The organism is Streptomyces sp. KM273126 (assembly GCF_004337435.2).
Taxonomy (GTDB): Bacteria; Actinomycetota; Actinomycetes; order Streptomycetales; family Streptomycetaceae; genus Streptomyces; species Streptomyces acidicola.
Window position 1 is genome coordinate 6,176,971 of sequence record NZ_SJXB02000001.1, and the last position, 26,346, is coordinate 6,203,316.

Annotated in this window: 21 protein-coding genes; 10 read left to right on the forward strand and 11 right to left on the reverse strand. The window is 71.2% G+C overall.

Features of this window, described 5'->3' with window-relative positions; all coding sequences use genetic code 11:
• Positions 1 to 25: 25 nt before the first annotated feature.
• The 3 genes from E0500_RS26390 (at position 26) to E0500_RS26400 (ending at position 2,425) form a co-directional block, all read left to right on the forward strand.
• Entirely contained in the window at positions 26 to 1,048 is a 1,023-nt protein-coding gene (locus E0500_RS26390; protein ID WP_131557778.1) for a Ppx/GppA family phosphatase, read from the forward strand.
• A 468-nt stretch (positions 1,049 to 1,516) separates the two neighbouring features.
• Positions 1,517 to 1,891, forward strand: a complete 375-nt coding sequence (locus tag E0500_RS26395; protein ID WP_131557775.1) for a helix-turn-helix transcriptional regulator — start codon at positions 1,517 to 1,519, stop codon at positions 1,889 to 1,891.
• A gap of 6 nt (positions 1,892 to 1,897) precedes the next feature.
• The gene (locus E0500_RS26400) at positions 1,898 to 2,425 is read left to right on the forward strand and encodes an SRPBCC family protein (RefSeq protein WP_131557773.1); all 528 of its coding nucleotides are present in this window, start codon (positions 1,898 to 1,900) and stop codon (positions 2,423 to 2,425) included.
• A 4-nt stretch (positions 2,426 to 2,429) separates the two neighbouring features.
• Here E0500_RS26400 and E0500_RS26405 read toward each other — a convergent pair whose 3' ends face one another.
• The 4 genes from E0500_RS26405 to E0500_RS26420 all read right to left on the reverse strand — a co-directional run bounded on the left by E0500_RS26405 (position 2,430) and on the right by E0500_RS26420 (position 8,674).
• On the reverse strand, positions 2,430 to 5,255 hold the full coding sequence (locus E0500_RS26405) for an NHLP bacteriocin export ABC transporter permease/ATPase subunit (RefSeq protein WP_131557771.1): 2,826 nt from the start codon (positions 5,253 to 5,255) through the stop codon (positions 2,430 to 2,432).
• Between the two features lies 1 nt (position 5,256).
• Complete coding sequence (locus E0500_RS26410) at positions 5,257 to 7,518, reverse strand: NHLP family bacteriocin export ABC transporter peptidase/permease/ATPase subunit (protein ID WP_181587141.1); 2,262 nt, start codon at positions 7,516 to 7,518, stop codon at positions 5,257 to 5,259.
• Positions 7,503 to 8,309, reverse strand: a complete 807-nt coding sequence (locus tag E0500_RS26415; RefSeq protein ID WP_131557767.1) for an HlyD family efflux transporter periplasmic adaptor subunit — start codon at positions 8,307 to 8,309, stop codon at positions 7,503 to 7,505. Before E0500_RS26415 ends, E0500_RS26410 begins: the two co-directional genes overlap by 16 nt.
• A 149-nt stretch (positions 8,310 to 8,458) precedes the next feature.
• A complete protein-coding gene (locus E0500_RS26420; RefSeq protein WP_131557765.1) occupies positions 8,459 to 8,674 on the reverse strand; it encodes a type A2 lantipeptide in 216 nt (71 codons plus the stop codon).
• Between the two features lie 976 nt (positions 8,675 to 9,650).
• Between E0500_RS26420 and E0500_RS26425 the strand changes: the two genes are divergently transcribed.
• Positions 9,651 to 11,087 (forward strand): S1 family peptidase, encoded by a 1,437-nt coding sequence (locus tag E0500_RS26425; RefSeq protein WP_220140609.1) that lies wholly within the window; start codon positions 9,651 to 9,653, stop codon positions 11,085 to 11,087.
• A 194-nt stretch (positions 11,088 to 11,281) separates the two neighbouring features.
• On the opposite strand, the gene E0500_RS26430 is transcribed toward E0500_RS26425, so the two are convergent.
• The 6 genes from E0500_RS26430 to E0500_RS26455 form a co-directional block, all read right to left on the reverse strand.
• Positions 11,282 to 11,578 (reverse strand): hypothetical protein, encoded by a 297-nt coding sequence (locus E0500_RS26430; protein ID WP_131557763.1) that lies wholly within the window; start codon positions 11,576 to 11,578, stop codon positions 11,282 to 11,284.
• A gap of 118 nt (positions 11,579 to 11,696) precedes the next feature.
• A complete protein-coding gene (locus E0500_RS26435; RefSeq protein WP_131557761.1) occupies positions 11,697 to 12,479 on the reverse strand; it encodes a VOC family protein in 783 nt (260 codons plus the stop codon).
• A gap of 195 nt (positions 12,480 to 12,674) precedes the next feature.
• Positions 12,675 to 13,415 (reverse strand): SDR family NAD(P)-dependent oxidoreductase, encoded by a 741-nt coding sequence (locus E0500_RS26440; RefSeq protein WP_131557759.1) that lies wholly within the window; start codon positions 13,413 to 13,415, stop codon positions 12,675 to 12,677.
• Positions 13,412 to 14,446: a zinc-binding dehydrogenase gene (locus E0500_RS26445; RefSeq protein ID WP_131557757.1), complete on the reverse strand. Its 1,035-nt coding sequence runs from the start codon at positions 14,444 to 14,446 to the stop codon at positions 13,412 to 13,414. Before E0500_RS26445 ends, E0500_RS26440 begins: the two co-directional genes overlap by 4 nt.
• 11 nt (positions 14,447 to 14,457) lie before the next feature.
• Positions 14,458 to 15,318: a fumarylacetoacetate hydrolase family protein gene (locus E0500_RS26450; protein WP_131557755.1), complete on the reverse strand. Its 861-nt coding sequence runs from the start codon at positions 15,316 to 15,318 to the stop codon at positions 14,458 to 14,460.
• 100 nt (positions 15,319 to 15,418) lie between these two features.
• The gene (locus E0500_RS26455; protein ID WP_131557753.1) at positions 15,419 to 16,243 is read right to left on the reverse strand and encodes an IclR family transcriptional regulator; all 825 of its coding nucleotides are present in this window, start codon (positions 16,241 to 16,243) and stop codon (positions 15,419 to 15,421) included.
• A gap of 50 nt (positions 16,244 to 16,293) precedes the next feature.
• Between E0500_RS26455 and E0500_RS26460 the strand changes: the two genes are divergently transcribed.
• The 3 genes from E0500_RS26460 (at position 16,294) to E0500_RS26470 (ending at position 21,578) form a co-directional block, all read left to right on the forward strand.
• Positions 16,294 to 18,006 (forward strand): IlvD/Edd family dehydratase, encoded by a 1,713-nt coding sequence (locus E0500_RS26460; RefSeq protein ID WP_131557751.1) that lies wholly within the window; start codon positions 16,294 to 16,296, stop codon positions 18,004 to 18,006.
• Positions 17,993 to 20,818 carry an FAD-binding and (Fe-S)-binding domain-containing protein gene (locus tag E0500_RS26465; protein ID WP_131557749.1) on the forward strand — a complete coding sequence of 942 codons (2,826 nt, stop codon included), beginning with the start codon at positions 17,993 to 17,995 and terminating at the stop codon, positions 20,816 to 20,818. Before E0500_RS26460 ends, E0500_RS26465 begins: the two co-directional genes overlap by 14 nt.
• Positions 20,819 to 20,930: 112 nt before the next feature.
• Positions 20,931 to 21,578 (forward strand): TIGR00645 family protein, encoded by a 648-nt coding sequence (locus E0500_RS26470; protein ID WP_131557748.1) that lies wholly within the window; start codon positions 20,931 to 20,933, stop codon positions 21,576 to 21,578.
• 92 nt (positions 21,579 to 21,670) lie between these two features.
• Here the strand turns inward: E0500_RS26470 and E0500_RS26475 are convergent, their stop codons facing one another.
• Positions 21,671 to 22,906 (reverse strand): ROK family transcriptional regulator, encoded by a 1,236-nt coding sequence (locus E0500_RS26475; protein WP_131557746.1) that lies wholly within the window; start codon positions 22,904 to 22,906, stop codon positions 21,671 to 21,673.
• A 220-nt stretch (positions 22,907 to 23,126) separates the two neighbouring features.
• On the opposite strand from E0500_RS26475, the gene E0500_RS26480 reads away from it, so the two are divergent.
• From E0500_RS26480 to E0500_RS26490, 3 genes are read left to right on the forward strand one after another with little or no spacing between them, the layout of a single operon-like run.
• The gene (locus E0500_RS26480; protein WP_131557744.1) at positions 23,127 to 24,275 is read left to right on the forward strand and encodes a Gfo/Idh/MocA family protein; all 1,149 of its coding nucleotides are present in this window, start codon (positions 23,127 to 23,129) and stop codon (positions 24,273 to 24,275) included.
• The gene (locus E0500_RS26485) at positions 24,272 to 25,192 is read left to right on the forward strand and encodes a sugar phosphate isomerase/epimerase (RefSeq protein ID WP_131557742.1); all 921 of its coding nucleotides are present in this window, start codon (positions 24,272 to 24,274) and stop codon (positions 25,190 to 25,192) included. The genes E0500_RS26480 and E0500_RS26485 overlap by 4 nt, the downstream gene beginning before the upstream one ends.
• A gap of 34 nt (positions 25,193 to 25,226) precedes the next feature.
• Positions 25,227 to 26,336, forward strand: a complete 1,110-nt coding sequence (locus E0500_RS26490) for a Gfo/Idh/MocA family protein (RefSeq protein ID WP_131557740.1) — start codon at positions 25,227 to 25,229, stop codon at positions 26,334 to 26,336.
• Positions 26,337 to 26,346: the final 10 nt, after the last annotated feature.

A 26,346-nucleotide genomic window follows, 5' to 3' on the forward strand; every position in this document is an offset into this window, starting at 1 on the left:
GACCACTTTCGGGTACGTCGCAGCCATGCGGATCAGCGTGGTGGATGTGGGGTCGAACACCGTCCGGCTCGTGGTGGCGGATGCCGAGGGGGGTGTCCCGCTGCCGGTGCACACCGCGAAGTGGCGGTTACGGCTCTCCCAGCACGTGGCGCACGGGGGCCGTATCCCCGACGAGTCCGTGCAGCAGTTGTGCGAGGCGGTCGCGGCGGCGGGCCGGACGGCCGAACGGTGGGGCGCGGCGGAACCGTTGGCGTTCGCCACGGCCGTGGTGCGCAGTGCGCCGAACCGTTCGGAGGTGCTGCGGGCCGTTCGTGGGGAGACCGGGATAGGGCTGTGCACGCTCCCGGGTGAGGTGGAGGCGGAGCTCACGTTCCTCGCTGCGCGGCGGTGGATGGGGTGGAGGTCGGGTCCGCTGGCGATGCTCGACATCGGCGGGGGTTCGCTGGAAGTGGCCTTCGGGCGGGGGCGGTTGCCCGACTTCGCGGCCTCACTGCCGCTGGGGGCCGCTCGGCTGACGCACGAGTTCTTCCAGGGGGAGGACCCGCCGTCGGCGCGGAGTGTGAAGGCGCTGCGGCGGAAGGTCCGCCATGAGCTCCGGGACGTGGCCGCCCGGATCCGGTGGGAGGGGCCGCGCACCGCCGTGGCGACCTCGCGTACCTTCCAGCAGCTCGGACGGCTGTGCGGGGCCGCGCCCGGGCGTCACGGGCCGTTCATGGAGCGGCGGTTGCACCGGACGGAGCTGCGCAGGTCGCTGGAGCGGCTGGCGGCGCTGCCCGCGGCCGAGCGGGCTCGGTTGCCCGGGATCTCGGCGCCGCGGGCCACGCAGAGTCTGGCGGGGGCGGTGATCGGCCACACCACGATGAAGCTGACCGGGCTGAAGGTGGTCACGATCTGTCCGTGGGCGCTGCGGGAGGGGGTGTTGCTGCGGCACATCGAGGACGGGCCGTCGTGGTGGGAGGACATCGTCCAGTTCGGCGAGGAGATGTCGTGGTGCGGCGCGGCGTCGGGGGACGCGGTGCCGCTGCGGATCGCGACGCCGGCGCGGTGAGCCGCGGACAGTTCGTATCGGTACTGCGGGCGCGTGGGGGTTCGCGTCGCCCGCGGTTTCGTCGTGGGTCGGGTGCGCGCCGGGAGGTCTCCGTCCTCGGTCCGGCGGGTGTGTGTGGGGGTGAGAGGTTCTCGGTGGCGGACGCCGGCCGCTGCGGGCGGACACCTCCCGGCACACCCCCTTACGTCCGTACGCGGCTGCCGGTGCGTGGGGGCGGGTGTCGCACGCGTTGCCTTTGGTGCGGCGATGTGTACGGAGCTCGCGGCGCGTGGCCCGTGCTTCCAGGGGCGCGGGGCTGTGTTGGATGTGCGGCTCCGCCGCGATGGGGGTTCCCCCGCTCGAGCGCAGCCGAGAGTGGGGGAGCGACCAGCCGCAACGAACCCGCACCCGGGCGCCCGCCCAGCCCGGCGGACGAGGCCCCGTATGTATTCCTTGACGGGAATATAACCGCCGAGGCATATTGAACCCATGCCCCACGACTCTTTCTGGACCGCGCTGGCGGACCCGCACCGGCGCAGGATCATCGGCCTGCTGCTGGAGCGACCGCGGCCCGTCGGAGAGATCGTGGAGGCGTGCGGGCTCAGTCAGCCGAGTACCTCGAAGCATCTCAAGGTGCTGCGAGAGGCGGGTCTCGTGCACGTGGACCAGGAAGCACAGCGCCGCGTCTACGCGCTCGACCCCGCCCCCATCGCCGACCTCGACGCCTGGCTGGCCCCCTACCGCCGACTCTGGAACGAGCGCCTCGACGCCCTCGGCCGGCGCCTCGACCAGACGTCGGACGGCACCGGTACCGGCGTCGGCACCGACACCGACGCCAAGGAACGACCCCCACCGAAGGACTGATCCACCATGGCCGCCGAACTCACCGGCACCTACCTCATCCTCGACGACGGCCGCCCCGCGGTCCGCTTCAGCCGTACCTACGACCACCCTGTCGAGCGCGTGTGGCAGTTCGTCACCGACGCCGACGAGCTGACCCACTGGTTCCCGTGCCGCGCCGAGATCGAGCTGCGCGTCGGCGGCACGATCACCTTCAGCGGTGACCCCAACATGGAGGACTCCACGGGCACGGTGCTCGCCGTCGACCCGCCCCGGCACCTCTCCTTCAGCTGGGAGGGGGACGAACTGCACTTCGACCTGGAGGCGCTGGACGACAAGCGCACCCGGTTCACGCTCACCAACGTCCTGGTGGCCACCGACACGGCGGCACGCAACGGCGCGGGCTGGGAGGTGTGCCTGGCCGCCTTGGACGCATGGGCCCGCGGCGAGGATTTCGGGGGACCGCACGCCGGTCTCAACGCGCCCTGGCAGGAGATCTACCGCGGCTACGTCGACGCCGGGGTACCCTCCGGCGCCCCCATCCCCGGACAGGAGTGACTCCTCACGCCATCTGCCGCCGCACCAGTTCGTGCAGTCGCCCGCCCGTGTCCGCGAGCAGCTGCGCGGGCGGGCCCTGCTGGGCCACCTTGCCGTCCTCCATCACGATGACGCGGTCCGCGTCCATCACCGTGGACAGACGGTGCGCGATGACGACCCGGGTGGCGTTGAGGGCGCGCGTGCTCTCGATGACCCTGCGCTGCGTCTCGTTGTCGAGGGCGCTGGTCGCCTCGTCGAAGAAGAGGATGCGCGGGCGCCGGATCAGCGCCTGGGCGATCATCAGGCGCTGACGCTGGCCGCCCGAGACGGCGCCGCTGCCCTGGACGATGGTGTGCAGGCCCATCGGCATGCGCTTGATGTCCTCGGCGAGCCCCGCCATCTCGGCCGCCGCCATCGCCTCCTCGGGCGTGTACGGCTCGGTGCCGCAGATGACGTCCAGGATGGAGCCGGTGAACGGCTGTGCGTGCTGGAGGACCACACCGCACTGGCGGCGTACGGCAGACTGGTCGAGGGCGGCGAGGTCCTGGCCGTCGTACAGGACGCTGCCCGAGACGGGCTTGTCGAAGCCGATGAGGAGCCGCAGCAGTGTGGACTTGCCGCAGCCGCTCGGGCCGACGATCGCCACGAACTCACCCGGCTCGATCCTGAAGGACACGTCGTCGAGGACGAGGGGACCGTCGTCGGCGTACCGGAACGACAGCTTCCGGGCCTCCATTGCGCCGGACAGCACACCCGGCCGGGTGCTCGCCGTGCGCACCTCGGGCGTGGCCTCCAGTACCGGCTTGATCTCCTCGAACAGCGGCAGCGCGGACACCGCCGACACGAACGCTCCGGTGAGCTGTGTGACCGAGGTCAGCAGCATGGTCACCGAGGTGTTGAAGGTGAGGAACGCGCCGGCCGACATCGAGCCGCGGGCCGGTCCGGCCAGCAGCATGAACATCACCAGCGTGCACAGCGGCAGGTAGACCGCGCCGAGCACCGTGGTGAGGTTCTTGATGCGGCCCACCCGCTGCTGGAGCTCCCGGCCGCGTGCGAACTCGCCCGCCCAGGCCGCGTACGCGTAGTTCTCGGCCGCCGCGACCCGCAGTTTCGGCAGTCCGCGCAGGGTCTGGAACGCCTGGTTGTTGAGCTTGTTGTTCAGTACCACCAGGCGGCGCTGCCAGCGCACCTGCCACAGGCCCAGCGCGAGGAACACGGCGGCGATGACGACGAGCATGCCGATCGCGGCCATCGCCATGGGCACGCTGTACCAGAGCAGCAGCCCCAGGTTCATCGCGCCGACCGTGACCGACTGGGCGATCACCGGGCCGACGCCCGCCAGCAGCCGGCGGATCGAGCTGATGCCCATGGCGGCGCTGGCGAGTTCGCCCGTGGAGCGGGAGGCGAAGAACTTCGTCGGCAGGCGCAGCAGCCGGTCCCAGACGGCCGGTTGCAGCGTCGCCTCGATCCTTCCCTCCAGCCGCAGGATCGTGAGGTTCTGCAGCAGCATGAACGCCGCCGACACCACGCTCGCGATGATGATGGCCAGGCAGACCTGGACGATCAGGTTCTCCTGCGCCTTCGGCACATACTCACCGAGCACCTTGCCCGTCGCGATCGGCACCAGCGCGCCCAGCGCGACCGTCACCAGCCCGCTGACCGCCAGGTTGCCGAGGTCGCCGCGCGTGCCCTGGAGGCTGAAGCGCACGAGGCGGAGAGGGCTCAGCGTCCGTTCGGGCAGCGGTCGGTAGAACATCACCGCACGGGGCTCGAACTCCGCCGCGTTCGCCTTCTCGATCGGTGTCTCGCGTCCGGAGGAGGGCTGCACGGCCACGTATCCGCCGCGCCGCCACAGCAGCGCGACCGGTGCGCCCGACAGGGCCCGGTGCCCCACCAGCGGGCCGACGTTCTCCCGCCACCAGCGGCCGGTGAGGCGTACGGCACGGGTGCGGACGCGGGAGGCGATCGCGATGCGTTCCACGGGGTCGATGCGGTCGCTCTCCGTGCCGCTCTGCGCGGGCTCGGAGAGGCTGATCCCCGCCGCGCGGGCGGCGAGTTCGCAGGCCGCGTACGTGGCGTCGGCGTCGGCGGAGGTGGTGCGCCGCGCCGACGGCTTGCCCATCGAGGCCAGCAGCGTCCGGTCGGCCTGGGCGCGCACGGCCTCGCCCGCCTTGATCCCGGCGGCCGTACGGTCCTCGTGGGTGCGCTCCAGCTGCTCGATCCACCGGTCAAGGGTGGCCAGCAGCCGGTACTGCTGGTCGACCATGCCCTGCCAGACCCCGGGGTCCATCAGCAGATCGGCCGCCGCCTCCGCCCCGTACAGGGAGCCGTACTGCACGCTGCCCGGCGGCACCTGCATCCAGAAGACGTCGTCGTCGGTGAGCGCGGCGGCGTTCTCGGTGGCCATCGGCGCCTGGAAGAGGATCGACAGGCCCCGGCCGACGCCGAGGGCGAGGGCGTACTCCAGCGGGCTCGTCGTGGGCGGCACGTACTGCGGGTTGCCGTACTCGTCGTACGACCAGCTCGCGGTGTCGGCCTGCTGGTAGAGCTCGCGCAGTCCGATGCGGCGCACCACGCAGTCCCTGAGCGGGCGTGCCACCAGGGTGTGCTGGGGTCCCGCCACCGGGCCGAGCAGCAGCGAGCCCGCCTCCAGGCGGCCCAGGTGGTGCCAGTGGCCCTGCTGCACGGCGTCGACCGCGAACAGGTCGAGCGCGCCCGACGCCACCAGCCACAGGACCTGCGGACCTTCCAGGTCGAGGCGGCTGTGACCGGTGCAGTCCATCGGCGTGCCCATGGCGCCGAGCGCACCGAGGACGAGGTCTCCTTCGTGTCCTTCGTGAACGGTCGTCATCTCACCGCTCCTTGACCAGCTGGGCGTACGCACCGCCGCGCGCCACGAGCTCCTCGTGCCGGCCGCGTTCCACGATCGTGCCGTGCTGGAGCACGACGATCTCGTCGCTGTCGCGGACCGTGCTGAGCCGGTGCGCGATCACCACACAGGCACAGCCGCGCTTGCGCAGGTTGTCCATCACGATGAGCTCGGTCTCCGCGTCCAGGGCGCTCGTCACCTCGTCCAGGACCAGGATGCTGGGCCTGCGCACCAGCGCGCGGGCGATCTCCAGCCGCTGGCGCTGCCCGCCGGAGAAGTTCCGTCCGTCCTGCTCGACCCGGCTGTGGATGCCGCCAGGCCGGCGCGTCACCACGTCGTACAGCGCCGCGTCCTCAAGCGCCGCCACGACCGCGTCGTCCGGCACCGACGGGTCCCACAGCGCCACGTTGTCGCGGACCGTGCCCTCGAAGAGGAACACGTCCTGGTCGACGAAGGACACCGAGGCGGCCAGCGCGCCGCGCGGGATGTCGTCCAAGCGCTGGCCGTCGATGCGGATCACGCCCTCCCACGGTGTGTAGAGGCCCGAGATCAGCCGGGACACGGTGGACTTGCCGCTGCCCGAGCCGCCGACCAGCGCCACCTGCTGCCCCGGTCCCACCGTCAGGTCGAAGCCGGACAGCAGCGGCTTGTCCAGCGGGCTGTAGCCGAACGTGATGTTCTGCAGCTCGACGTGCCCGTGCAGTCGGCGCGTGGACTCGGCCCCCTCGCGGCGGGCGTACAGCGGGTCGGCCTGGAAGTTCTCGACGTCCTTCAGCCGGGCCACGTCGGCAGCGAAGTCCTGGATACGGCCCGCGACGCCGTTCAGCCGGGTGATCGGCGCGGTGAAGCGGGTCACCAGCGCCTGGAACGCGACCAGCAGACCGACCGAGATATGGCCCTCGATCGCCCGCATGCCGCCGATCCACAGGATCAGCGCGCTGTTCAGGGTGGCCAGCGTCGGCGCGACCACGCCCAGCCAGGCGCTCGGCACCCCGAGGCGCTGCTGCTCCTCCAGGGTGGTGGCGTGCTGCCCGGCCCACTTGCGGAAGTAGCCGTCCTCGCCGCCGGTCGCCTTCATCGTCTCGATCAACTGCAGGCCGGTGTAGGACGTGTTGGTGAGCCGGGCGCTGTCGGCGCGCAGCTTCGCCGTACGGGTCGCGCGCAGTTTTATGACCACCCGCATCGCGACCACGTTGAGCAGGGCCACGCCGATGCCGACGAAGGTGAGCTGCGGATCGTAGGTGTACAGCAGGGCCGCGTAGAGCACGACCACGATCGCGTCCACACCCGCCGCCGCGAGGTCACGTGCCAGGGTCTCCGCCACCGCGTCGTTCGACTGGAGCCGCTGCACCAGGTCGGCGGGGCTGCGCTGGGAGAAGAACGTGACCGGCAGCCGCAGCAGATGGCGCAGGAAGCGGGCGCTGGAGAGGGTCGAGGAGATGATGCGGCCGCGCAGCAGGTTGGCCTGCTGGAGCCAGGTCAGCACCACCGTCAGCGCCACCGACGCGCCCATCGACGCGAACAGCACACCCAGCAGAGAGGTCTGGCCGCCGATCAGGAACATGTCGATGTACGTGCGGCTCAGCGCGGGCACCGCCGCGCCGACCGCCACCAGCAGCAGGCTCGCCAGCACGGCGGCGGGCAGGGTGCCCGAGGTGCCGCGCAGCCGGGCCGGCATGGCGCCCAGCACGCCCGGCCTGCGTCCGCCGCGCTCGAAGTCCTCGCCGGGCTCCATGACGAGGACGACCCCGGTGAAACTGGCGTCGAAGTCCTCCAGGGGCACGAACCGGCGGCCCTTGCCGGGGTCGTTGATGAGCACGCCACGGCGGCCGAAGCGGCGCCCCATGCCGTCGTAGACGACGTAGTGGTTGAACTCCCAGAACAGGATGGCCGGCGCCTTGACCTCGGCGAGCGCGGCCAGGTCCATCTGCATGCCCTTGGCCGTGAGCCCGTAACTCCGGGCGGCCTTGAGGAGGTTGCTCGCACGCGAGCCGTCGCGGGAGACGCCGCACGCGATGCGCAGCTCCTCCAGCGGGATGTGCCGCCCGTAGTGGCCGAGCACCATGGCGAGGGACGCGGCACCGCACTCCACGGCCTCCATCTGGAGGACGGTCGGGGTGCGGACGCCCTTCTGCCGCCGCTTCGGTTTGGGCACGGGGCGCTTCGGCGCGGCCTTCCGCCGTCCCCGTACGGGCGGTGGTGCGGTCTCCTGGGACGTGCTGGGCGAACTCACGGCAGCAGCCAATCGATCGGACGCTGATCGGCCATGCGGATCGAACCTGTGGCCATGGTCATGGAGGTGAGCCTGAACGGCGGTCCGTCCTGCGAGGACCACTCGTAGCCGGACTTGGTGGCGGACCTGCTGTCCAGGCGCACCAGTACGGCCACCGGCCGACCCTCTTTCGTGAACTGCTCGCCCAGCTGGCTGTCGCCGAGGAACGCGGTGATCGACTGCGGGGTCTGGGGGGTACGGTCCACGGACTTCACATGGCCGCGCAGCACGCCGTACTGCTGTGTGGGCACGGACTGCACGGTGAGGTCCACCGACGCGTCCTTGAGGATCGTGGCGGCGTTCTCGGCCGGCACGTACACGGTCGCGTACAGCGGGTCGTCGGCCTTGGCGACCTTCTCCACGGCCGCGACATTGGCGCCGGTCGAGATGATCTGGCCGATCTGTGCGGCGAGCGTGGTGACCCGGCCCGGGGCGACGGTGCGTACGACCGTCTCGCCCTGCTCGGTACGGACCTTGAGGACGGGCGCTTTGGCGTCGAGCCGCTGGCCCTGCTTGGCGAGTACGGCGGTGACCTGGCCGGCGACAGGGCTCTGCAGAACGTAACTGCCCTGCCCGTGGGTCAGAATGGCGGGCGCGCTGACCGTGGAGGCCACCGAACCGGTCGCGGCCCATACGGACGCGGCGGCCATGACGACCACCGTCACCGACAGCACCAGCCAGCCCTGGGGACGAGCGAAGCGCACCGGGAGATCGAGCTCCTCGGGCGACTGCAGCTTGGCGAGGGCCTGTTGGCGGAACTGCACGGGACTTCCCTCACCTGCTAGGAAAGGAGTACGGCGTCCGCGCGCGACGGAGCGGGACGTACCAAGCCCCCGCGGCGGACGGGTGTGACGACAACCGAGAGCCCCGGAACCGGATAACGGTTCCGGGGCTCAGCGGCAACAAGGTGCGATCAGAGACCGGCGACCAGGTTGGTGACCGGGGCCGTGCTCAGGCCGGTCGCGCCCTCGACGGTGCCGACAACCGTGTCCACGGTGGCGGACAGCGGGACGATGCCGTCAACGGCGCCGGTGAGGGTGTTGACCGCGTTCACGGACAGACCGCCGGAGACGTTGTCGAGGTCGGCGTCCGAGATCTCGACGGTCTCAACCTGGGGGGTGGAGTTCATGTTGGAACTTCCCTTCGTAATGGATATTCATAAGGGGGAGAGCGGCCCCCTCCTGGAACAGACGGCTTCTGGAACAGACGGTCGGCCGCGGCCGCGGGTGTCGGTCGCTGGTTCCCCGGAGAACCCGCGGCGACCCCCGCGATGCGATGGATCAAAGCACGGTCGCGCTCCGCGCTTCCAATCAACGACGGCCCTCACCAGAGGACTTGGGCCCGCTCAGGGGCCAACCGTGCAGTCCCGCGCACGGCTCGGTTTCCACTTCTTCACAGGGTGCGCGGCATCGTCGCGTTCCCTTCGTTGCCACCCGGAAAACGAACAGGACACTCCCGCCTCAATGGCACGGCACGCACTGGAAGGGTGTGCCGATTCACCGCGTGGCGTGACTTGGTTGCGCAGTCGATGTGGAGATTCACGGAAGCCAGGATTCCGCTCCCTGTCGTGAACGGATCGCTACTGATCGACAACAGACCGTGTCGGGTGTATTCGAAGCGCACTTGGGGTGCACTCGGGGGGCTGTCGTGACCGGAGTGATGGCAAGCGGGGGCGGACTCAAGGGGAGCTCGGTGAGGTACGCCGTCGGCGGCGGTGTTCGCTTCCGTGACGGGGTGCTGGAAGTCGGTGGACCGCGGAACGGTCGTAAAAGGGGGTGTGGGTGCCGCGCGCCCCGGATCGCTGCGATCGCGGTCGCCGTGCCGACCGCGGTCGTCGGCGTCCCGCCCGAGGGGGCGCCACCTTCCCCGGCCGGAGGCGTGGCACTGTCCGACGCTCACTCAACTCCTGTACGAAAACCGGCAGTTCACCGCTTCATGGGGGAAGTTCGCGGAAATGATCTTCTCTGTCCTGGAGGGGGCCAGTGCCCTGAACTGATTCTTACGAGCGTTGAACACCCCACGCGGCATGTGCGTATCAACAGGCATCCAGGCGCCCCAGTCACTTCCGGACGGTGGCCCTGGCCCCGTCCCCAGGAGGTTCAGAGTTGAGTCACAAACGCACACCCAAGCGCAAGGCTGTCATCGCGGCAGGAAGCGTGGTGGCGCTCGGAGCGGCGGCACTGATCATCCCGAACGCCATGGCGGGTCAGTCGGACGACAGTGAGGCCGCCACCCCCAAGACGTTCACGGCGGCCGACGTCCCGGACGTGGCAGCGCAGCTCTCCGAACTGCTCGGTGAGGCGTTCGCCGGCTCGTACTACGACGGTGACCAGAAGCAGATCATCATCAATGTGGTCGGCGACAACAGTCAGGTGATCCAGCAGATCAAGGATGCCGGCGCCGTCCCGAACGAGGTGCAGAACAGCCTCGCCGCGATCGACGCGGCCGAGAAGACGCTGAAGGCGGACGCGACGATCCCGGGCACCGCCTGGGCCGTCGACCCGAAGACCAACGAGGTCCGGGTCACCGCGGACTCCACCGTCACCGGTGACACGTGGAACAGACTGCAGTCGACGGTGCAGGCGCTCGGCGACGGTGTTGCGACGGTCAAGAAGTCCGAGGGTACCTTCAAGATCTTCGCCGACGGCGGTGACGCCATCTTCGGCGGCGGCGCGCGCTGCTCGCTCGGCTTCAACGTGACCAACTCCGAGGGCGACCCCGCCTTCCTGACCGCGGGTCACTGCGGTGTCGCGGCCGCCGAGTGGTCGGAGGAGGAGAACGGCGCGCCGATCGGCACGGTCGACGCGCAGACGGCCACCTTCCCCGGCGCGGGCGACTTCGCGCTGGTCAACTACGACGACCCGGCCACCCAGGCGGGCAGCGCCGTGAACACCGGCGACGGCCAGCTCGTGGAGATAACCCAGGCCGCCGAGGCGACCGTCGGCCAGCCGGTCATCCGCATGGGCTCCACCACCGGCCTCAGCGACGGCGAGGTCACGGGCCTCAACGCCACGGTCAACTACCCCGAGGGCACGGTCACCGGGCTCATCCAGACGAACGTCTGCGCCGAGCCGGGCGACAGCGGCGGCTCCCTGTTCACCGCGGACGGCAGCGCCATCGGCCTGACCTCCGGTGGCAGCGGGGACTGCACCGTCGGCGGTGAGACGTTCTTCCAGCCGGTCACGACCGCCCTGGAGGCGACCGGTGCGACCCTCGGTGACGGCGGCGCGGCCGGCGGCGGCGAGGCCGGTGCCGGTGAGGAAGGGGGCGCCGGCGGAGAAGCGGGCGCTGGTGAGGAAGCGGGTGCCGGCGGAGAAGCGGGCGCCGGTGAGGAAGCGGGCGCCGGTGGCGAGGCTGGCGCGGGCGGCGACGCCGGTGCCGGTCAGGGTGCCGGTGCGGGCGAAGAGGCCGGTGCGGGCCAGGACGTCGGTGCCGGTCAGGAGCAGGGTGTCGGCGACGGGCAGCAGGGCGTCGGCAACGAGCAGGCCGGCCAGGAAGTGGAAGTGGAGGACGGCGGCGGGATCAGCGTCACCATTCCCTGAGCTGTCTCTCGGACTCAAGAGCCGCTGACCCGGCCGTATCCAGCGGTTCCGGACCGGGCAGTGCAACGGTCCGGCCCTCCGGCGGGAGGGCCGGACCGTTTTGCGTCCCCGTCGTCCCCGTCGTCCCTGCCGTCTCCGTGAGGCGACCGGCGGCACTCCGCACGGAAGTCCGGGGCCGCCCCTGATCGCCTCGACTACCGCCGGGGGACCGTGAGTTCACGGCCCCGGTAGAAGCCTTCCCACTCCTCGACGACGTAAGGGGCCATGGCCGCACGCCGCTGCGTCTCCGGCTCGGAAGCCCGCCAGGTGTCGCACGCCTCTTTCGACTCCCAGAACGACACGCCGGTGATCTCCTCCCCGTCCTCGGACCAGTACGCGTAGGCGCGGCGCAGACTCTGCGGGTAGGGGTCCGGCCGCCAGGCACGCTCGAACTCCTCCAGCGAGCTCGGCTGAAGACGGCGTGTCGTCACCCAGACGAAGTGTTCCTCCACCGCACCCTCCTCCGCGACATCGGTTCGGCTCTCGTCGGTTCTCGTCGGTCCTCTCGGACCACCGTAGGCCGAAAGCACCGCTCCCGCCTGCGCGGCGATCGTCCGGAGGCGCGCTCGGCTACGCCTGCCGGGGGTTCGGCTTGAGCACCGCGAACACCGCGCCCGAGGTGTCCGCCAGCCACGCGATCCTGCCGACGTCCGGCACGTCCGACGCCGGCATCAGCACCGAGCCACCGTTCTCCTGCGTCTTCCGCACGACGTCGTCGGCGTCCGCCACGGCGAAGTACGGCACCCAGCGCGCCCCGAGGCCGCCGTCCTGGAGCGGGGCGACCCCGCCGAAGGATGTGGCCTGCTGGTCCCCGTCCCGCAGGCTGAGCACTCGGTACGTCATCCCGGGCGCCTGCATCTCCTCCGAGCGCCAGCCGAAGAGGCCGCGGTAGAAGCCGATCCCGGCCACCGGGTCGGGTACGTGGAGCTCCACCCACAGCAGGGTGTCGTCCTCGGACGTCCTCTCCAGCCCGCCTGGCGTCCCGCCCGGCTGCAACACCGCGAACCGGGCCCCCTGGGGGTCGGTGAACTGAGCCATCCGCGCCTCTCCCATGTTCATGGGCGCGACCCGGACTGTGCCGCCGCCCCGCTCGACGGCCTCGGCCGTGGCCCGGGCGTCGTCGGTGCGGAAGTACACCGTCCAGGCCGTGCTCGCGCCCTCCTCGGTGAGCCGGCCCAGTGCGGCGACGGTGCTTCCGTCCTTCTGGAAGAACCCGTACCCGCCGGCCTCGGGCCCGGCGGAGACGAACCGCCAGCCGAAGACGCCGCCGTAGAAGGCGGTCGCCCGCTCGGTGTCCGGACTGCCGAGGTCGATCCAGCAGGGTGATCCATGCGTGAAGTCTGTGCCGAGCATGCGCCCTCCAACGGCTCTGCGGGACCACCGCTCCGCAGCCCCGTACGAATCCGCAACGATGCCCACGTCCACCCGCCCTCTCTCAGCGCCCGGCGCGCAGGGCCGCCGGAATCACACTCCGGGGTGACGCGCCTCAGCCAGGTGAATCAGCTGTTGTTCAGGAGCTACTGAGGAACTCGAACCGGGACCGGGCGGTCACAGGCGCAGGCTGGTCATGCCTCCGTCTACGCGCAGGATCGTGCCGGTGGTGGCACCGGCGGTGGGGGAGGCGAGTGACACGATGGCGTCGGCCACCTCCTCGGCGGTCACCAGCCGGCCCAGTGGCTGGCGTGCCCGCAGGTCGCGGGCCGCCGTGTCGGGGTCGTCGGTGCCCTCCAGCAGGCGTGCCACCCACGGAGTGTCGGCGGTGCCGGGGGCGACGGCGTTGACGCGGATGCCGTCGGCGGCGTGGTCGGCGGCCATGGCGAGGGTCAGCGCGTGCACGGCGCCTTTGCTGGCGCTGTAGAGGGCGCGTTGGCGTACGCCGACGTACGCGACGGCCGAGCAGGTGTTGACGATCGCCGGGTGCGGCGAGCGGAGCAGATGAGGGAGGGCCGCCCGGGTGACTCTGGCGATGCCGGTGACGTTGACGTCGAGGACCCGGGCCCACTCGGCGTCGTCGTTCTGCGCGATGTCGCCGACCGCTCCGATACCGGCGTTGTTGACCAGGACGTCGAGCGAGCCCAGGCGGTCGACGGCGGTGGCGACGGCTTCGTCGACCGCCACGGGATCGGTGATGTCGCAGCGTACGGCGTGCACTCCGTCCGGCGCGTCGTCGATTCGCAGGTCCAGGACGGCCACTCGCGCGCCGCGCTCGCGCAGGAGGGTGGCCGTGGCGCCGCCGATGCCGCCGGTGCCCCCGGTGACGATCGCGCCGACGCCGTGGAAGTCGTTCATGAAGCTGTCCTCGCTGGGCCGAGTCGGGGGTTGACGTGGATCTTGGGTCCGGGCCCGGCGCCGGCCGGTCGCTCACCGGCGAGCACGGGGCCGACCTCGTCGAGGCTCAGCGTGGCGGCGACGAGCGGCCTGGGGTCGACCGAACCGGCGGCGTACGCCTGGATGGTGGCGTCGAGTCCGGGGGAGGCGGACAGGACGCCCACCGCGGTCACGTCCTTCAGGGCGAGCCTGCGGGTGTCGATCCTGCTGGGTTCGCCGGCCAGCCCGACGTACACGAGGCGGCCGGCCGGCTCGACCAACTCCAGGGCTCTGTCCGGAAGATGGGCGGCGTTGGACGCGTCGACGACCGCGTCGAACGGCAGGTCCGGCACGGAGTCCTCCGTCCATACGTGGTCGAAGCCCAGATCGCGGGCGAAGGCGAGGGAACTGTCGGTGCGGCCCATGAGATGGACTTCCGTACCGGTGGCACGGAGGAACATCGCGACCAGCAGCCCGATCGTCCCCGGACCCAGGACCAGGGCGCGGTCCCCGGGGGCCTGCGCGGCGGCCTGCGCGGCGCGCAGGGCGTTGCCGCCCGGCTCCACGAGCGCGCCGAGCACGGCGTCGACGGAGTCGGGCAGGGCATGCAACGAGGAGGCGGGAACGGCGAGTTGCTCCGCCAGGGCACCGGCCCGGCCCCCTCGGATGCCGACCTCCTGCCGTTTCTCGCACACGTGCTGGTGGCCACGTCGGCAGCGGCGGCAGATGCCGCAGCCGAGCATCGTGTCGCCCATGACGCGGCGGCCGAGCCAGCCCGGGTCGACGCCGTCGCCGACCGCCGTCACCCGGCCGGCCCACTCGTGGCCCGGCCGCATCGGGTAGGAGGAGTGTCCCTGGTGGAGGTAGGCCATGGCGCCGCTGAAGAACTCCACGTCGGTGCCGCACACGCCGACCCGCTCGACGTCGACGACGACCTCACCGGGGCCCGCCACGGGCGCCGGGAGGTCCTGGACCTCGTAGGCGCCGGGGGCGGTCAGGACGAACGCGCGCATCAGCCGACGGCTCACCGGGGACCGAGGACGTGCTGGCGCTGGGTGCCGAGATGCTTGATGCCCAGCTCCATCACGTCGCCCTCCTGGAGGTAGACGGGCGGGGTGAGGCCCATGCCGACGCCGGGCGGGGTGCCGGTGTTGATCAGGTCGCCGGGCTCCAGGACGAGGAACTGGCTGAGGTAGTGCACGATGAAGTACGGGTCGAAGATCATCGTCTTGGTGCTGCCGGTCTGCCGGCGCACGCCGTTGACGTCCAGCCACATGTCCAGGGCGAGGACGTCGTCGATCTCGTCGGTCGTGGCGAGCCAGGGGCCCGCGGGGTTGAACGTCTCGGCGGACTTGCCCTTGGCCCACTGCCCGCCGCGTTCCAACTGGAAGGAGCGCTCGCTGACGTCGTTGACGACCACATAGCCGGCGATGGCGTCGCGTGCTTCCTCCACCGAGTCCAGGTAGCTGGTGCGGCGGCCGATCACGATGCCGAGCTCCACCTCCCAGTCGGTCTTGGTGGAGCCGCGGGGGATGCGCACGTCGTCGCCCGGGCCGATGAGGGTGTTGGGTGACTTGGTGAACAGGATCGGCTCGTCGGGGACGGGCATGCCGCTCTCGGCGGCGTGGTCACGGTAGTTGAGGCCGATGCACAGGATCTGGTGCGGACGGGCGATGGGGGCGCCGACGCGTTCCCCGGCGAAGCGGGACACCCGGCCCGCCTGCGTCCGCTCGGTCACGACGGGGCGGAGGCGGTCGATGCCGCCCGACTCGAAGAACGCCTCGTCGAAGTCCGTGACGACGTCGGAGAGGTCGACGTACGTCTCGTCGTCGATACGGGCGACGGGCTTCTCTGCGCCGGGGGCGCCGATGCGCATGAGGTACACGGGTCTGACTCCAGGGTGCGGGGCGGTGTGGTGGATGACCGGGGGCGCCCGGCGGGGTGGTCCCGGCGGGGCATGCGGCGGCGGCTCGACCGCGCCGTCTTCAGCGGTGGGGCTCGCCGAGGGGGCCGAGCAGCGCCCGGATCTCGTCGAGCGAGTCGACCAGGGTGTCCAGGGGCGTCCGGTACGCCAGCGCGCTGACGCTCACGGCTCCGGAGGGGGTCGTCGGTGAGGTGAGGTACACGGGCAGGGCGAGGCAGTTGACGCCGGTCTCGTTCTCCTGGTCGTCGACGCCGTAGCCCCGTTCGCGGGTGGCCTCCAGCTCACGGTGCAGGTCGGCCGCCGCGCACAGGGTCCGTGGCGTGCGACGCTCCAGGGGGGAGCCGCCGGTCCACGCCTCGACCTCCTTCAGGGAGTTCAACTGCCGGGTGAGCAGCAGTTTGCCGACGGCGGTGGTGTGGGCGGGATTGCGTCCGCCGATCGTCGACGTCAGCCGGACGGCACCGGAGGGCGGGTCGACCTTGGCGCGGTAGACGACCTCGTGCCCGTCGAGGACCGCGTAGTGCGCGGTCTCGCCGAACCGGTGCGCCAGCGCCGCGAGCACGGGGCGGACGCGGACGTGCTCGGGCCGCGCCTCGTGGTGGGCGAAGGCCATGCGCAGGAACTCGTCGCCGAGTACGTAGCGGCCGCGGGCGTCCTGGCAGGCCAGCCCTGCCCGGCGCAGTGCGCCGAGTGCCCGGTGCACGGTCGGCTTGGGGCTGCCCATCGCACGCGTCAGCTCCTCCAGCCCCACGCCGTCGGGATGGCGAGCGAGCTCCTTGAGGACGGCGAGCACCCGGTCCGAGCCGACGAGGCGGCCGCCCTCGGCGCCTGCCACGCCGTCCTCGCCGGGGGCTGTCGAATCGTCGTACGTCTGCGTATGCTCCATGGCGTTCCAGACTTTAGACCGCTGTACCGTTTATTGGAAGGGGCTCAAGGGTGACGCTCCGCAGCGCGCACTGGTACGAGGGGCAGGACCGCAACGCCTATATCCACCGCGCGTGGATGCGACGCGGTGTGCCGGGTGACGCCTTCACCGGCCGGCCGCAGATCGCCATCGCCAACACGGCATCGGACCTGACTCCCTGCAACGCGCATCTGAACGAGGTCGCGGCCTCGGTGCGCAACGGCGTGTACGAGGCGGGTGGCATCCCGCTGGACCTGCCTGTGGTGTCGCTCGGCGAGACGAACGTGCGTCCCACGGCCATGCTCTGGCGCAACATGGCCGCGATGGCCACGGAGGAGATGCTGCGCGCCAACCCCATCGACGGCGTCGTCCTGTTGGGCGGCTGCGACAAGACGATCCCGTCGCTGCTGATGGCCGCCGCCTCCGTGGACCTGCCCGCCGTCGTCGTACCCGGTGGCCCGATGCTCAACGGCACCTTCCGCGGGGGCCTGCTGGGCTGCGGCACCGGAGTGTGGCAGCTGTCGGAGGAGGTCCGGGCCGGGACCCTCTCCCAGGGGGAGTTCACCCGGTCCGAGTCGGCGATGATCCGCAGCCGCGGGCACTGCAACACCATGGGCACCGCCTCGACGATGGCTCTCGTCGCCGAGGCACTGGGCACGATCGTGCCCGGTACGGCCGGAACCCCCGCCCCCGACAGCCGTCTGCTGGAGGCCGCGCACCACACCGGCCGGCTCGCGGTGGACATGGTCGGTGCCGACCGCCGCCCCGGGACGTTCCTGACCAAGGCGTCCTTCCACAACGCGATCGTCGCGCTGGCCGCCATCGGCGGTTCCACCAACGCCGTCGTCCACCTCTTGGCCATCGCGGGCCGACTGGGCATCGACCTGTCCCTCGACGACTTCGACCGCATCGGCTCCCGCGTGCCGGTCCTGGTCGACCTCCAGCCGGCCGGCCGCTTCCTCATGGAGGACTTCCACCGCGCCGGAGGCCTGCTCGCCGTCCTGCGCGAGGTGCGCGACCTGCTCGACCCCGACGCGCTGACCGTCACCGGCACCCCCTTGGCCGACTTCCTCGACGACGCCCCGATCTGGGACGGCGAGGTCATCCGCACCCGCGCCGAACCGCTGGTCGCCGAGGGCGGCATCGCCGTCCTGCGCGGCAACCTCGCCCCCGACGGCGCCCTCATCAAACCGGCCGCCGCCTCCCCGCACCTGCTCAAGGCTCGCGGCCGGGCCGTCGTCTTCGACTCCATAGAGGACTTCCACGCCCGCATCGACGACCCCGCACTCGACGTGGACGAGACGTCCGTCCTCGTCCTGCGCGGCTGCGGCCCCAAGGGCTACCCGGGCATGCCCGAGGTCTCGAACATGCCGCTGCCGAGGAAGCTGCTGGAGCAGGGCGTCCGCGACATGGTCCGGGTCTGCGACGGCCGGATGAGCGGCACCGCGTACGGCACGGTCGTCCTGCACGTGGCCCCCGAGGCCGCGGCCGGCGGCCCCCTCGCCCTCGTACGGACCGGGGACTTCATCACCCTCGACGTCGAGGCCCGCCGCATCGACGTCGACGTACCCGCCGATGAACTCGCCCGCAGGACCCCGGGCGAGGCCACCACCACCGGCTTCGCCAACCCCCGCCGCGGCTGGGAACGGCTCTACGTCGACCACGTCCAGCAGGCCGACACCGGCGCCGACCTCGACTTCCTCGTCGGCTCCAGCGGCTCCGAGGTGACACGTGAGTCGCACTGACCGTGACGGCGGGCTCCTCACCGCCGACGCCGTGCTCCTCGCGCGCCTGGAAGCGGCGGTACCGGGCGCGGTCACCGCGCGCGCCTCCGACCGGCTCGCCTTCGCCCACGACGCCTCGCACTACCTGCTCGTGCCGCAGGCCGTGGTCACCCCGAAGGACGCGGCCCAGGTGTCCGAGCTGCTGCGCACGAGTGCCGCCCACGGGCTGTCGATGACGTTCCGCTCCGGCGGCACCAGCCTCTCGGGTCAGGCCACGGGCGGCGGGATCCTCGTGGACACCCGCCGAGGCTTCCGCGGCATCGAGATCCTCGACGACGGCGCCCGCGTACGGGTCCAACCCGGCGCCACCGTAAGGGCGGTGAACACCCGCCTCGCCCGGTACGGCCGCAAGCTCGGCCCCGACCCGGCCAGCGAGACCGCCTGCACCATCGGCGGTGTCGTCGCCAACAACTCCAGTGGCATGGCCTGCGGCACCGAACTCAACACCTACCGCACGCTGGAGTCGGCCGTCCTCGTGCTGCCGAGCGGCACGGTCGTCGACACCGGCGCCCCCGACGCCGACGACCGCCTGCGCACGCTCGAACCGCGCATCCACGACGGACTCGTGCGACTGCGGGACCGTGTGCGCGGCAACCCCGCGTCCGTAGGGACGATCCGCCGCCTCTACGCCATCAAGAACACCATGGGCTACGGCGTGAACTCCTTCGTCGACCACACCCGCCCGGTCGACATCCTCACCCACCTGGTCATCGGCAGCGAAGGCACCCTCGCCTTCGTCGCCGAGGCGACCTTCCGCACCGTTCCGGCCCACCCGCACGCGGCCACCGGACTGCTCCTCTTCCCCGATCTCGCGGCGGCGACCGGCGCCCTGCCCGAGCTGGTCGCCGCCGGGTTCGCGACCGTCGAACTCCTCGACGCCACGAGCCTGCGGGTCGCCCAACGCGACCCGGGGGCCACCGAAGCACTCCGGGACCTGACCGTCCGGGACCACACGGCACTCCTCGTCGAGTACCAGGAGCCGACCGCCGAGGCCCTGGACGACCGGATCGCGGACGCCAGGCACGTCCTGCGCGGCCTCCCCCTGACCGCCCCCGGAGAGCTGAGCGCCGAACCGGACACACGGGCCGCCCTCTGGCACATCCGCAAGGGCCTCTACGCCGCGGTCGCCGGGGCACGCCCCTCCGGCACGACGGCCCTGCTGGAGGACATCGCCGTCCCCGTCGCCCGGCTGCTGCCCACCTGCGCGGACCTCACCGAACTGTTCGACCGCCACGGCTACACCGGCAGCGTCATCTTCGGCCACGCCAAAGACGGCAACGTCCACTTCCTGCTCAACGAGGACTTCGACGACCCCCGACTCGTCGAGCGCTACCTGGCGTTCACCGACGACATGGCCGACCTCGTCCTCGGCCACGGCGGCACCCTCAAGGCCGAGCACGGCACCGGCCGCATCATGGCACCGTACGTCCGCCGCCAGTACGGCGACGAGCTCCACGACGTCATGCGGGAGGTCAAACACCTCCTCGACCCGCACGGACTGCTCAACCCCGGGGTCCTGCTCACCGACGACCCCACCGTCCACATCAGCCATCTGAAGTCCACACCCACCGTCGAGGAGGAGGTGGACCGCTGTGTCGAGTGCGGCTACTGCGAACCGGTCTGCCCCAGCCAGGACCTGACCACGACACCACGCCGGCGGATCGTGCTGCGCCGCGAGATCGCCCGCGCCCGGGCAGCCGGGGACACCGACCTGCTCGACCGGTTGGAGCGCGAGTACCAGTACGACGCCGTCGACACCTGCGCGGTCGACGGCATGTGCCGGACGGCCTGCCCCGTGCTCATCGACACCGGGGACCTCACCCGGCGACTGCGCGCCGAACGACGAGGCCGGACCGAACAGAAGGCGTGGGCCTCGGCCGCCCGGCACTGGGACGGCTTCACCAGAGCGGCGTCCGGAGCGCTCACGCTCGCCCGGGCCACCCCCGACGCCGTGCCTGCCGGAGCCACGGCCACAGGGCGGAAACTGCTCGGCACGGACGTGGTGCCCGCCTGGTCCCCGGAGCTTCCGCGCGGCGGCACGAGACGACGTGCCCGCGCAGCCGGAACACCGCGGGCGGTCTACTTCCCCGCCTGCGTCTCGACGATGTTCGGGCCCGCCGACCCGGACGCGGGCCCCGGAGTCCGGGACTCCTTCCTGGCCCTGTGCGAGCGTGCCGGAGTCGAGGTTCGGGTGCCGGAGGGAATCGCCTCCCTGTGCTGCGGCACACCGTGGAAGTCCAAGGGCCTCACCGCCGGCCATGCGGTCATGCGCGAGCAGGTCGTTCCCGTGCTGCGTTCGGCGACCGAGGAGGGCGCGCTGCCTGTCGTCGTCGACGCGGCATCCTGCACTGAAGGCCTGGCGCGCATGCTCGGCGAAGAGGGCATCCAGGTTGTGGACGCGGTGGCGTTCGTCGACTCAACGGTGCTGCCACGGCTGCCCGCGGCCCGCCGTATCCCCTCCGTCGTCGTGCACCCCACCTGTTCCTCCACCCAACTCGGCATCGACCCGGCGCTCCTGCGCGTGGCCGACGCCATCGCCGAGGACGTCGTGCAGCCGGAGGACTGGAGCTGCTGTGCCTTCGCCGGCGACCGCGGACTGCTCCACCCGGAACTGACGTCGTCCGCCACCGCGGCCGAGTCGCGCGCTGTCCGGAACCACCCGGCAACCGCCTACGCCTCGGTCAACCGCACCTGCGAACTCGGCATGACCCGCGCCACCGGGCACCCCTACCGGCACCTGCTCGAACTCCTCGACGAGGCCACCCGACGCTGACCCGGGGCGTTTCACCCACATTGAGGAAGTCTACGCGTGTCATCCCTAAGCGCTGCGCATCTGGGCAGTTCTGATCCCTGACCGGGGGGAGAGCGAGGACGGGAGACAACCAGTGCGCACTTTCGGTCGGTACACGTCCGCCGTGTCGGACCCGGCGAGCGGGCGCGTGCCGTCGCTGGGCCACGCGCTGTTCGCCAGCCGCTGGCTGCAAGCCCCGTTGTACTTCGGGCTTGTGGTCGCCCAGGCCGTCTACGTCTACGAGTTCTTCGGCGAGCTGGGCAACCTCATCCGTGCGGTGGTCACCGGGACTTCGGACGAGAACCTGGTGATGCTCACCGTCCTGAAACTGGTGGACGTCGTCATGATCGCCAACCTGCTGGTCATGGTGATCGTCGGAGGCGAGACGTTCGTGTCCCGCATCGGTCTGCAGGGACACCGTGATCAGCCGGAGTGGCTCTCGCACGTGCTCAAGGTCAAGCTCGCCATGGCGATCGTCGGTATCTCCTCGATCCATCTGCTGCAGATGTTCGTGGACATCCACCGCACCCCACGCGCGGAGCTGCTCATGGGCACGATCATCCACATGGCCTTCATCGCCTCGGCCTGCGTCCTCGCCTATATGGCCGGCCCCCTGGAAGCCAGGGCCGCCCTTCTGGAGCACCGGAACCATCGCATCCCCCCGCAGGGCCGGCACGCGGCGGCACGCCATCCCGAGCAAGGGGGCGCAACGGCGTCGGACTCCAGCACGCTTCACGACTGAACCGGCGAGCCCAGCCGGCCTCTGTGCCGCCGACCCCCGCGACCTGCTGCGGCCTTCTGTGGCCGGCCGACGCCACCGGCTCCGGGAGCGCGTTACTCCTGCGGCGGCCCCTCGTCGGCGAGCAGTCGGGCGATGCCCGCCGGACTGAAGACGTCCTGTGTGGCGAGGGCGATGCCGCCGTGCAGGCCGGAGCTGCGTTTGAGCTGGGTTGCCGTGATGGTCAGTTTGCGGGTGGCCAGTGGGAGGGCCCGCTGGTACACCGCCGCGCGTACGGCCGAGACGAGGTCGTCGCGGAGTTCGCTGAGCGGTCCGGCCAGCACCACGGTGCGCGGATTGAACATGTGAACCAGCATGGCCACCACCTCGCCGATCTCCGTGGCGGCCTGTCGTACGGCGTGCAGGGCGGTCGGCTCGCTGTCGGCGATGCGCCGGGCGAGTTCGCGGGCACCGTGCAGTGGGTCGTCGTCGGTCGACTCGGGGATGCCGAGGCCGCGGAGGACCGCCCGGTGGGAGGCCAGCGCCCCGACGCAGCCGACGTTGCCGCACGCGCACAGCACGTTGCCACCGCCCACGGCTCTGATGTGGCCGATGTCGCCCGCGGCTCCGTCTGCGCCGCGGTACACGTCACCGCCCGCGGTGACGAGCCCCGCGCCGATGCCGCTCCCGATCCTGATGCACAGGAGCGGGGTTTCCATACGGGCCTGCACGGCTTCGCCGAGAGCCATCAGATTGACGTCGTTGTCCACCACGACGGGGGCGTGCAGGCGCTCCCGGAGGTGTGCGGCGACGGAGTAGCCGTCCCAGCCGGGCATGCCGGTCGGTTGCACCGCGCACCCCTGTTCGAAGTCCACCGGACCGGGCAGCCCGACGACCACCTGGCGGACGCGACCGGGATCGCGCCCGTGCTTCTCCAGCAGCTCCTGCAGCCGTTCGGTGACCGCGTCCAGCACCGCCCGGGGGCCCGCACCGATCCGGACCGCCACGGTCTCCTGTGCGATCACCCGCCGGGTGAGGTCGGCGATGGCGACCTGGGATTCCGCGGAATCGACGTCGGCGACGACGACGGTCCCGGCCTGCGGGCTGATCGTCAGCACGCGAGGCGGCCGCCCCCGGACGGACCGTCTGGACTCGACCTCCTCCAGGATGCCGGTGCCGACGAGATGGTCGACCTGCTGGCCCACGGTCGAGCGCGCCAGGCCGCTGCGACGGGCGATCTCCGCCCGGTTGGTAGCCTGCCCGGAAACGACGAGCCCCAGGACCCGGCGCAGCGCCAGGGGAACCGACGTGGGGCCAAGCGCTTCCGCGATGTGGGCGTCATCTTTATGCATTCGAGCGAACGTAATGTCGCCTCGTTATGCCCGTCAATAGCTCGTGCCCGTGTGCTGTTCGATGGGGATCTAAGCGGACATGTTGCCTGAATTTCAGCCACTTTTAGGCCTTGGAAAAAATTAAATGCAGCGTCTTGTGCGCGATGCGCGAACTAAACGAAGGTGATGCGCAACGCGGAGCTCAGACCGCGGTCGAGTACCGGAAGGCGGAGGTGCAGCGGTGGGTGTCTCGATTCGGGCAGTGGTGGTGGGGGCCGGGATGATCGGTGCCGTGCACGCCGCCGCCATTCGCGCCGCCGGCGGAGAACTGGCCGGGGTGGTGGCCTCCAGCCCCGAGCGCAGCGCCCGGGTCGCGGATGCCTGGCAAGTGCCCGCCCGTTACCCGGACTTCGAAGCCGTGCTCGCCGACGACAGCGTCTCCGTCGTCCACGTGTGCACACCGAACGCGCTCCATATGCGGCAGGCGGAGGCGGCTCTGGCCGCGGGGAAGCACGTGATCTGCGAAAAGCCGCTCGCCACGGCGGCCGCCGACGCGGAACGTCTGACGCGGCTGGCGCGGGAGGAGGGCCTCGTGCTGGCGGTGCCCTTCGTGTACCGCTACCACCCGCTCGTCCGGGAGATCCGTGAGCGCCGGCTGCGCGGCGAGTTCGGGGCGTGGCAGGTGATCCACGGCAGTTATCTGCAGGACTGGATGCTGTCCGAGGACGCCATGTCGTGGCGGGTCGACCCGTCCGAGGGCGGGCCGTCACGGGCGTTCGCGGACATCGGCTCCCACTGGTGCGACCTCGTCGAATGGGTTGCCGGAGTCCGGTTCAGCGAAGTGACCGCGCGTCTCGGCACCACCGTCGCCACCCGGCCGGCCGGTACCGGCGCGAGCTTCACCGCTTCCGGCGGCGGACCGCGCGTTCAGGTTCGTACGGAGGACGTGGCGACCGTGATGATGCGCACCGGAGAGGGCGTGCTCGGCACGCTGACAGTGTCCCAGGTGTCGGCCGGCCGCAAGAACCGTCTGTGGTTCGAGCTCGACGGCGCGGCCGCCAGCGCGGTCTTCGACCAGGAGAACGCCGAGACCGTCTGGCTCGGCGCACCGGACGGAGCCCGTGTGCTGGTCCGGGACCCGGGCCACGGCTCGGCCGAGCAGCGCCGTCTGTCCCGGCTGCCCGCCGGACATGCGCAGGGCTACGCCGACTGCTTCCACTCCTTCGTGGCCGACGCCTACGCGGCAGTACGGGGCGAGACGCCGGAAGGCCTGCCGACCGGTGCGGACGGGGTCCGCTCGGCCCGCATCGTCGAGGCCGTCCTGAAGTCCGCAGCATCGCTCACCTGGACCGGCGTGGACACCCCCGAAACCCTGGAGACCGTTGCATGAAACTCGGCATGCTCACCGCCTGCCTGCCCCAGCTCTCCCTCGCCGAGATCGCCGCCTGGGCGGGTGAGGCGGGATACGAGGCGCTGGAGGTCGCCGCCTGGCCGGACACCGGCGGCCGTGACTTCGAGGCCGCCCATCTGCCGGTGGCCGGCTTCGACTCCCGGTCGGCCGACGAGACCAGGGCGCTCATGGCGCGCCACGGACTCGACATCTCCGCCCTCGCCTACTACGAGAACAACCTCCACCCCGATCCCGCCCGGCGGGCGGAGATCCACGCCCACCTCAAGCACGTCATCGACGCGGCATCGGCGTTGAACGTCCCGTTCGCGGGCACCTTCGTGGGCCGTGACTGGACCCGGCCGGTGGCGGAGAACCTGGCCGAGGCGGAGAAGGTCTTTCCCGGGCTCGTCGAGTACGCGGGGGAGCGGGGCGTACGGCTCCTCATCGAGAACTGCGTGATGGAGGGCTGGCATCCGGACGGCTACCCGGGCAACCTCGCCTACTCGCCGGAACTGTGGGAGTGGATGTTCTCCCTGGGCCTGTACCTCAACTGGGACCCGTCCCACCTGACCTGGATCGGCATCGACCCGGTGACCACCATCGCGCCGTACGCGGACCGGATCGTGCACGCCCAGGCCAAGGACCTGCAGATCCTGCCGGGCAAGGCCGACCGCTACGGCTTCTTCGGCAAGGCGGTCCGGCGCGAGGACCCCTGGGACACCGGCTGGTGGCGCTACCGCGTCCCGGGCCGCGGCCAGGTCGACTGGAACGCCGTCGTCGACGCGCTGTACGAGCACGGTTTCACCGGCACCCTCTCCGTCGAGCACGAGGACCCCGTCTGGAGCGGGACCGAGGAGAAGGTGAAGACCGGCCTGGAGATCGCCCACAGGACCCTGCGGCCTCTCATCGTCGCCTGACACCCGTCAATCACTGACCGATTGCAGGAGATTCATGGTTCAGAACCAAGCACGGCACCGCATCGGGATCCTGGGTGCCGGCAACATCTTCGGCCGCTACGTCGAGGGCCTGCGGACCTTCCCGGAGCTGGAGGTGGTCCGTGTGGCCGACGTCGACACGGCCCGCGCCAAGCAGGCCGCGGACGAGTACGGCATTCCGGCCTGGGGCGACGGCGACCAGCTCCTCGACGACGACTCCGTCGAGATCGTCGTCAACATCACCCCGCCGCAGTTCCACGCCAAGACCGTCATCTCGGCGCTGGAGGCGGGCAAGCACGTCTATGTCGAGAAGCCGCTCGCGGCCACGGTCGAGGAGGCCCGCGAGGTTCTCGACGCCGCCGGCCGGAGTGCGGCGCTGCTGGGGTCGGCCCCGGACACCTTCCTGGGCAGCGCCGTGCAGACGGCCCGGCACGCGATCGACACCGGCCTGATCGGCGAGGCCGTCGGCGCCACCGCCTTCGTACGCTCCAGCCGCAGCGAGACCTGGCATCCGGACCCGCGCGCCTTCTACGGCCCCGGAGGCGGCCCCGTCCTCGACATGGGCCCCTACTACCTGGCCGCCCTCATCAACTGCCTCGGCCCGGTCGTCCAGGTGTCCGCCGCCACCCGTATCGGCGCACCGACCCGCAAGGTCACCAGCCCCGGGCGCGTCGTCGACGAGGTGACCGTCGAGGTGACCACCCATGCCTCGGCTACCCTGACCTTCGCCTCCGGCGTCATCGGCACCACCCTCATGAGCTTCGACGTCTGGGACACCGAGCTCCCGCGCATCGAGATCTACGGCACCGAGGGCACGCTCGCGCTGCCCAACCCGAACTTCTTCGACGGCGACGTACGCCTCAAGCGGCACGGGGACGAGGAGTGGCGGGTTCTCACCCCGGTCACCGAGTTGTTCGGCGCCGTCGACACCCCCGAGCAGCACCGGCGCGGACTCGGCGTCCGTGACCTGGCCGGCGCGATCGGCGGCGGACCGCACCGCGCGACCCCGCAGTTCGCCTTCCACGTCCTGGACGTCCTGGCGAGCTTCGAGACCTCGCAACGAGAGAAACGTTTCGTCACGCCGGAGAGCAGCTGCGAGCGCCCCGAACCGCGCCCCGTCCACTGAGAGGACCGAA

Coding starts and splice junctions, on each gene's coding strand:
- E0500_RS26440 (WP_131557759.1), bottom strand. CDS start 13,415: ATGAACGACTTCCACGGCGTCGGCGCGATCGTCACCGGGGGCACCGGC.
- E0500_RS26435 (WP_131557761.1), bottom strand. CDS start 12,479: ATGCTCGGCACAGACTTCACGCATGGATCACCCTGCTGGATCGACCTC.
- E0500_RS26405 (WP_131557771.1), bottom strand. CDS start 5,255: ATGACGACCGTTCACGAAGGACACGAAGGAGACCTCGTCCTCGGTGCG.
- E0500_RS26455 (WP_131557753.1), bottom strand. CDS start 16,243: ATGGAGCATACGCAGACGTACGACGATTCGACAGCCCCCGGCGAGGAC.
- E0500_RS26390 (WP_131557778.1), top strand. CDS start 26: ATGCGGATCAGCGTGGTGGATGTGGGGTCGAACACCGTCCGGCTCGTG.
- E0500_RS26475 (WP_131557746.1), bottom strand. CDS start 22,906: ATGCATAAAGATGACGCCCACATCGCGGAAGCGCTTGGCCCCACGTCG.
- E0500_RS26420 (WP_131557765.1), bottom strand. CDS start 8,674: ATGAACTCCACCCCCCAGGTTGAGACCGTCGAGATCTCGGACGCCGAC.
- E0500_RS26400 (WP_131557773.1), top strand. CDS start 1,898: ATGGCCGCCGAACTCACCGGCACCTACCTCATCCTCGACGACGGCCGC.
- E0500_RS26485 (WP_131557742.1), top strand. CDS start 24,272: ATGAAACTCGGCATGCTCACCGCCTGCCTGCCCCAGCTCTCCCTCGCC.
- E0500_RS26490 (WP_131557740.1), top strand. CDS start 25,227: ATGGTTCAGAACCAAGCACGGCACCGCATCGGGATCCTGGGTGCCGGC.
- E0500_RS26395 (WP_131557775.1), top strand. CDS start 1,517: ATGCCCCACGACTCTTTCTGGACCGCGCTGGCGGACCCGCACCGGCGC.
- E0500_RS26445 (WP_131557757.1), bottom strand. CDS start 14,446: ATGCGCGCGTTCGTCCTGACCGCCCCCGGCGCCTACGAGGTCCAGGAC.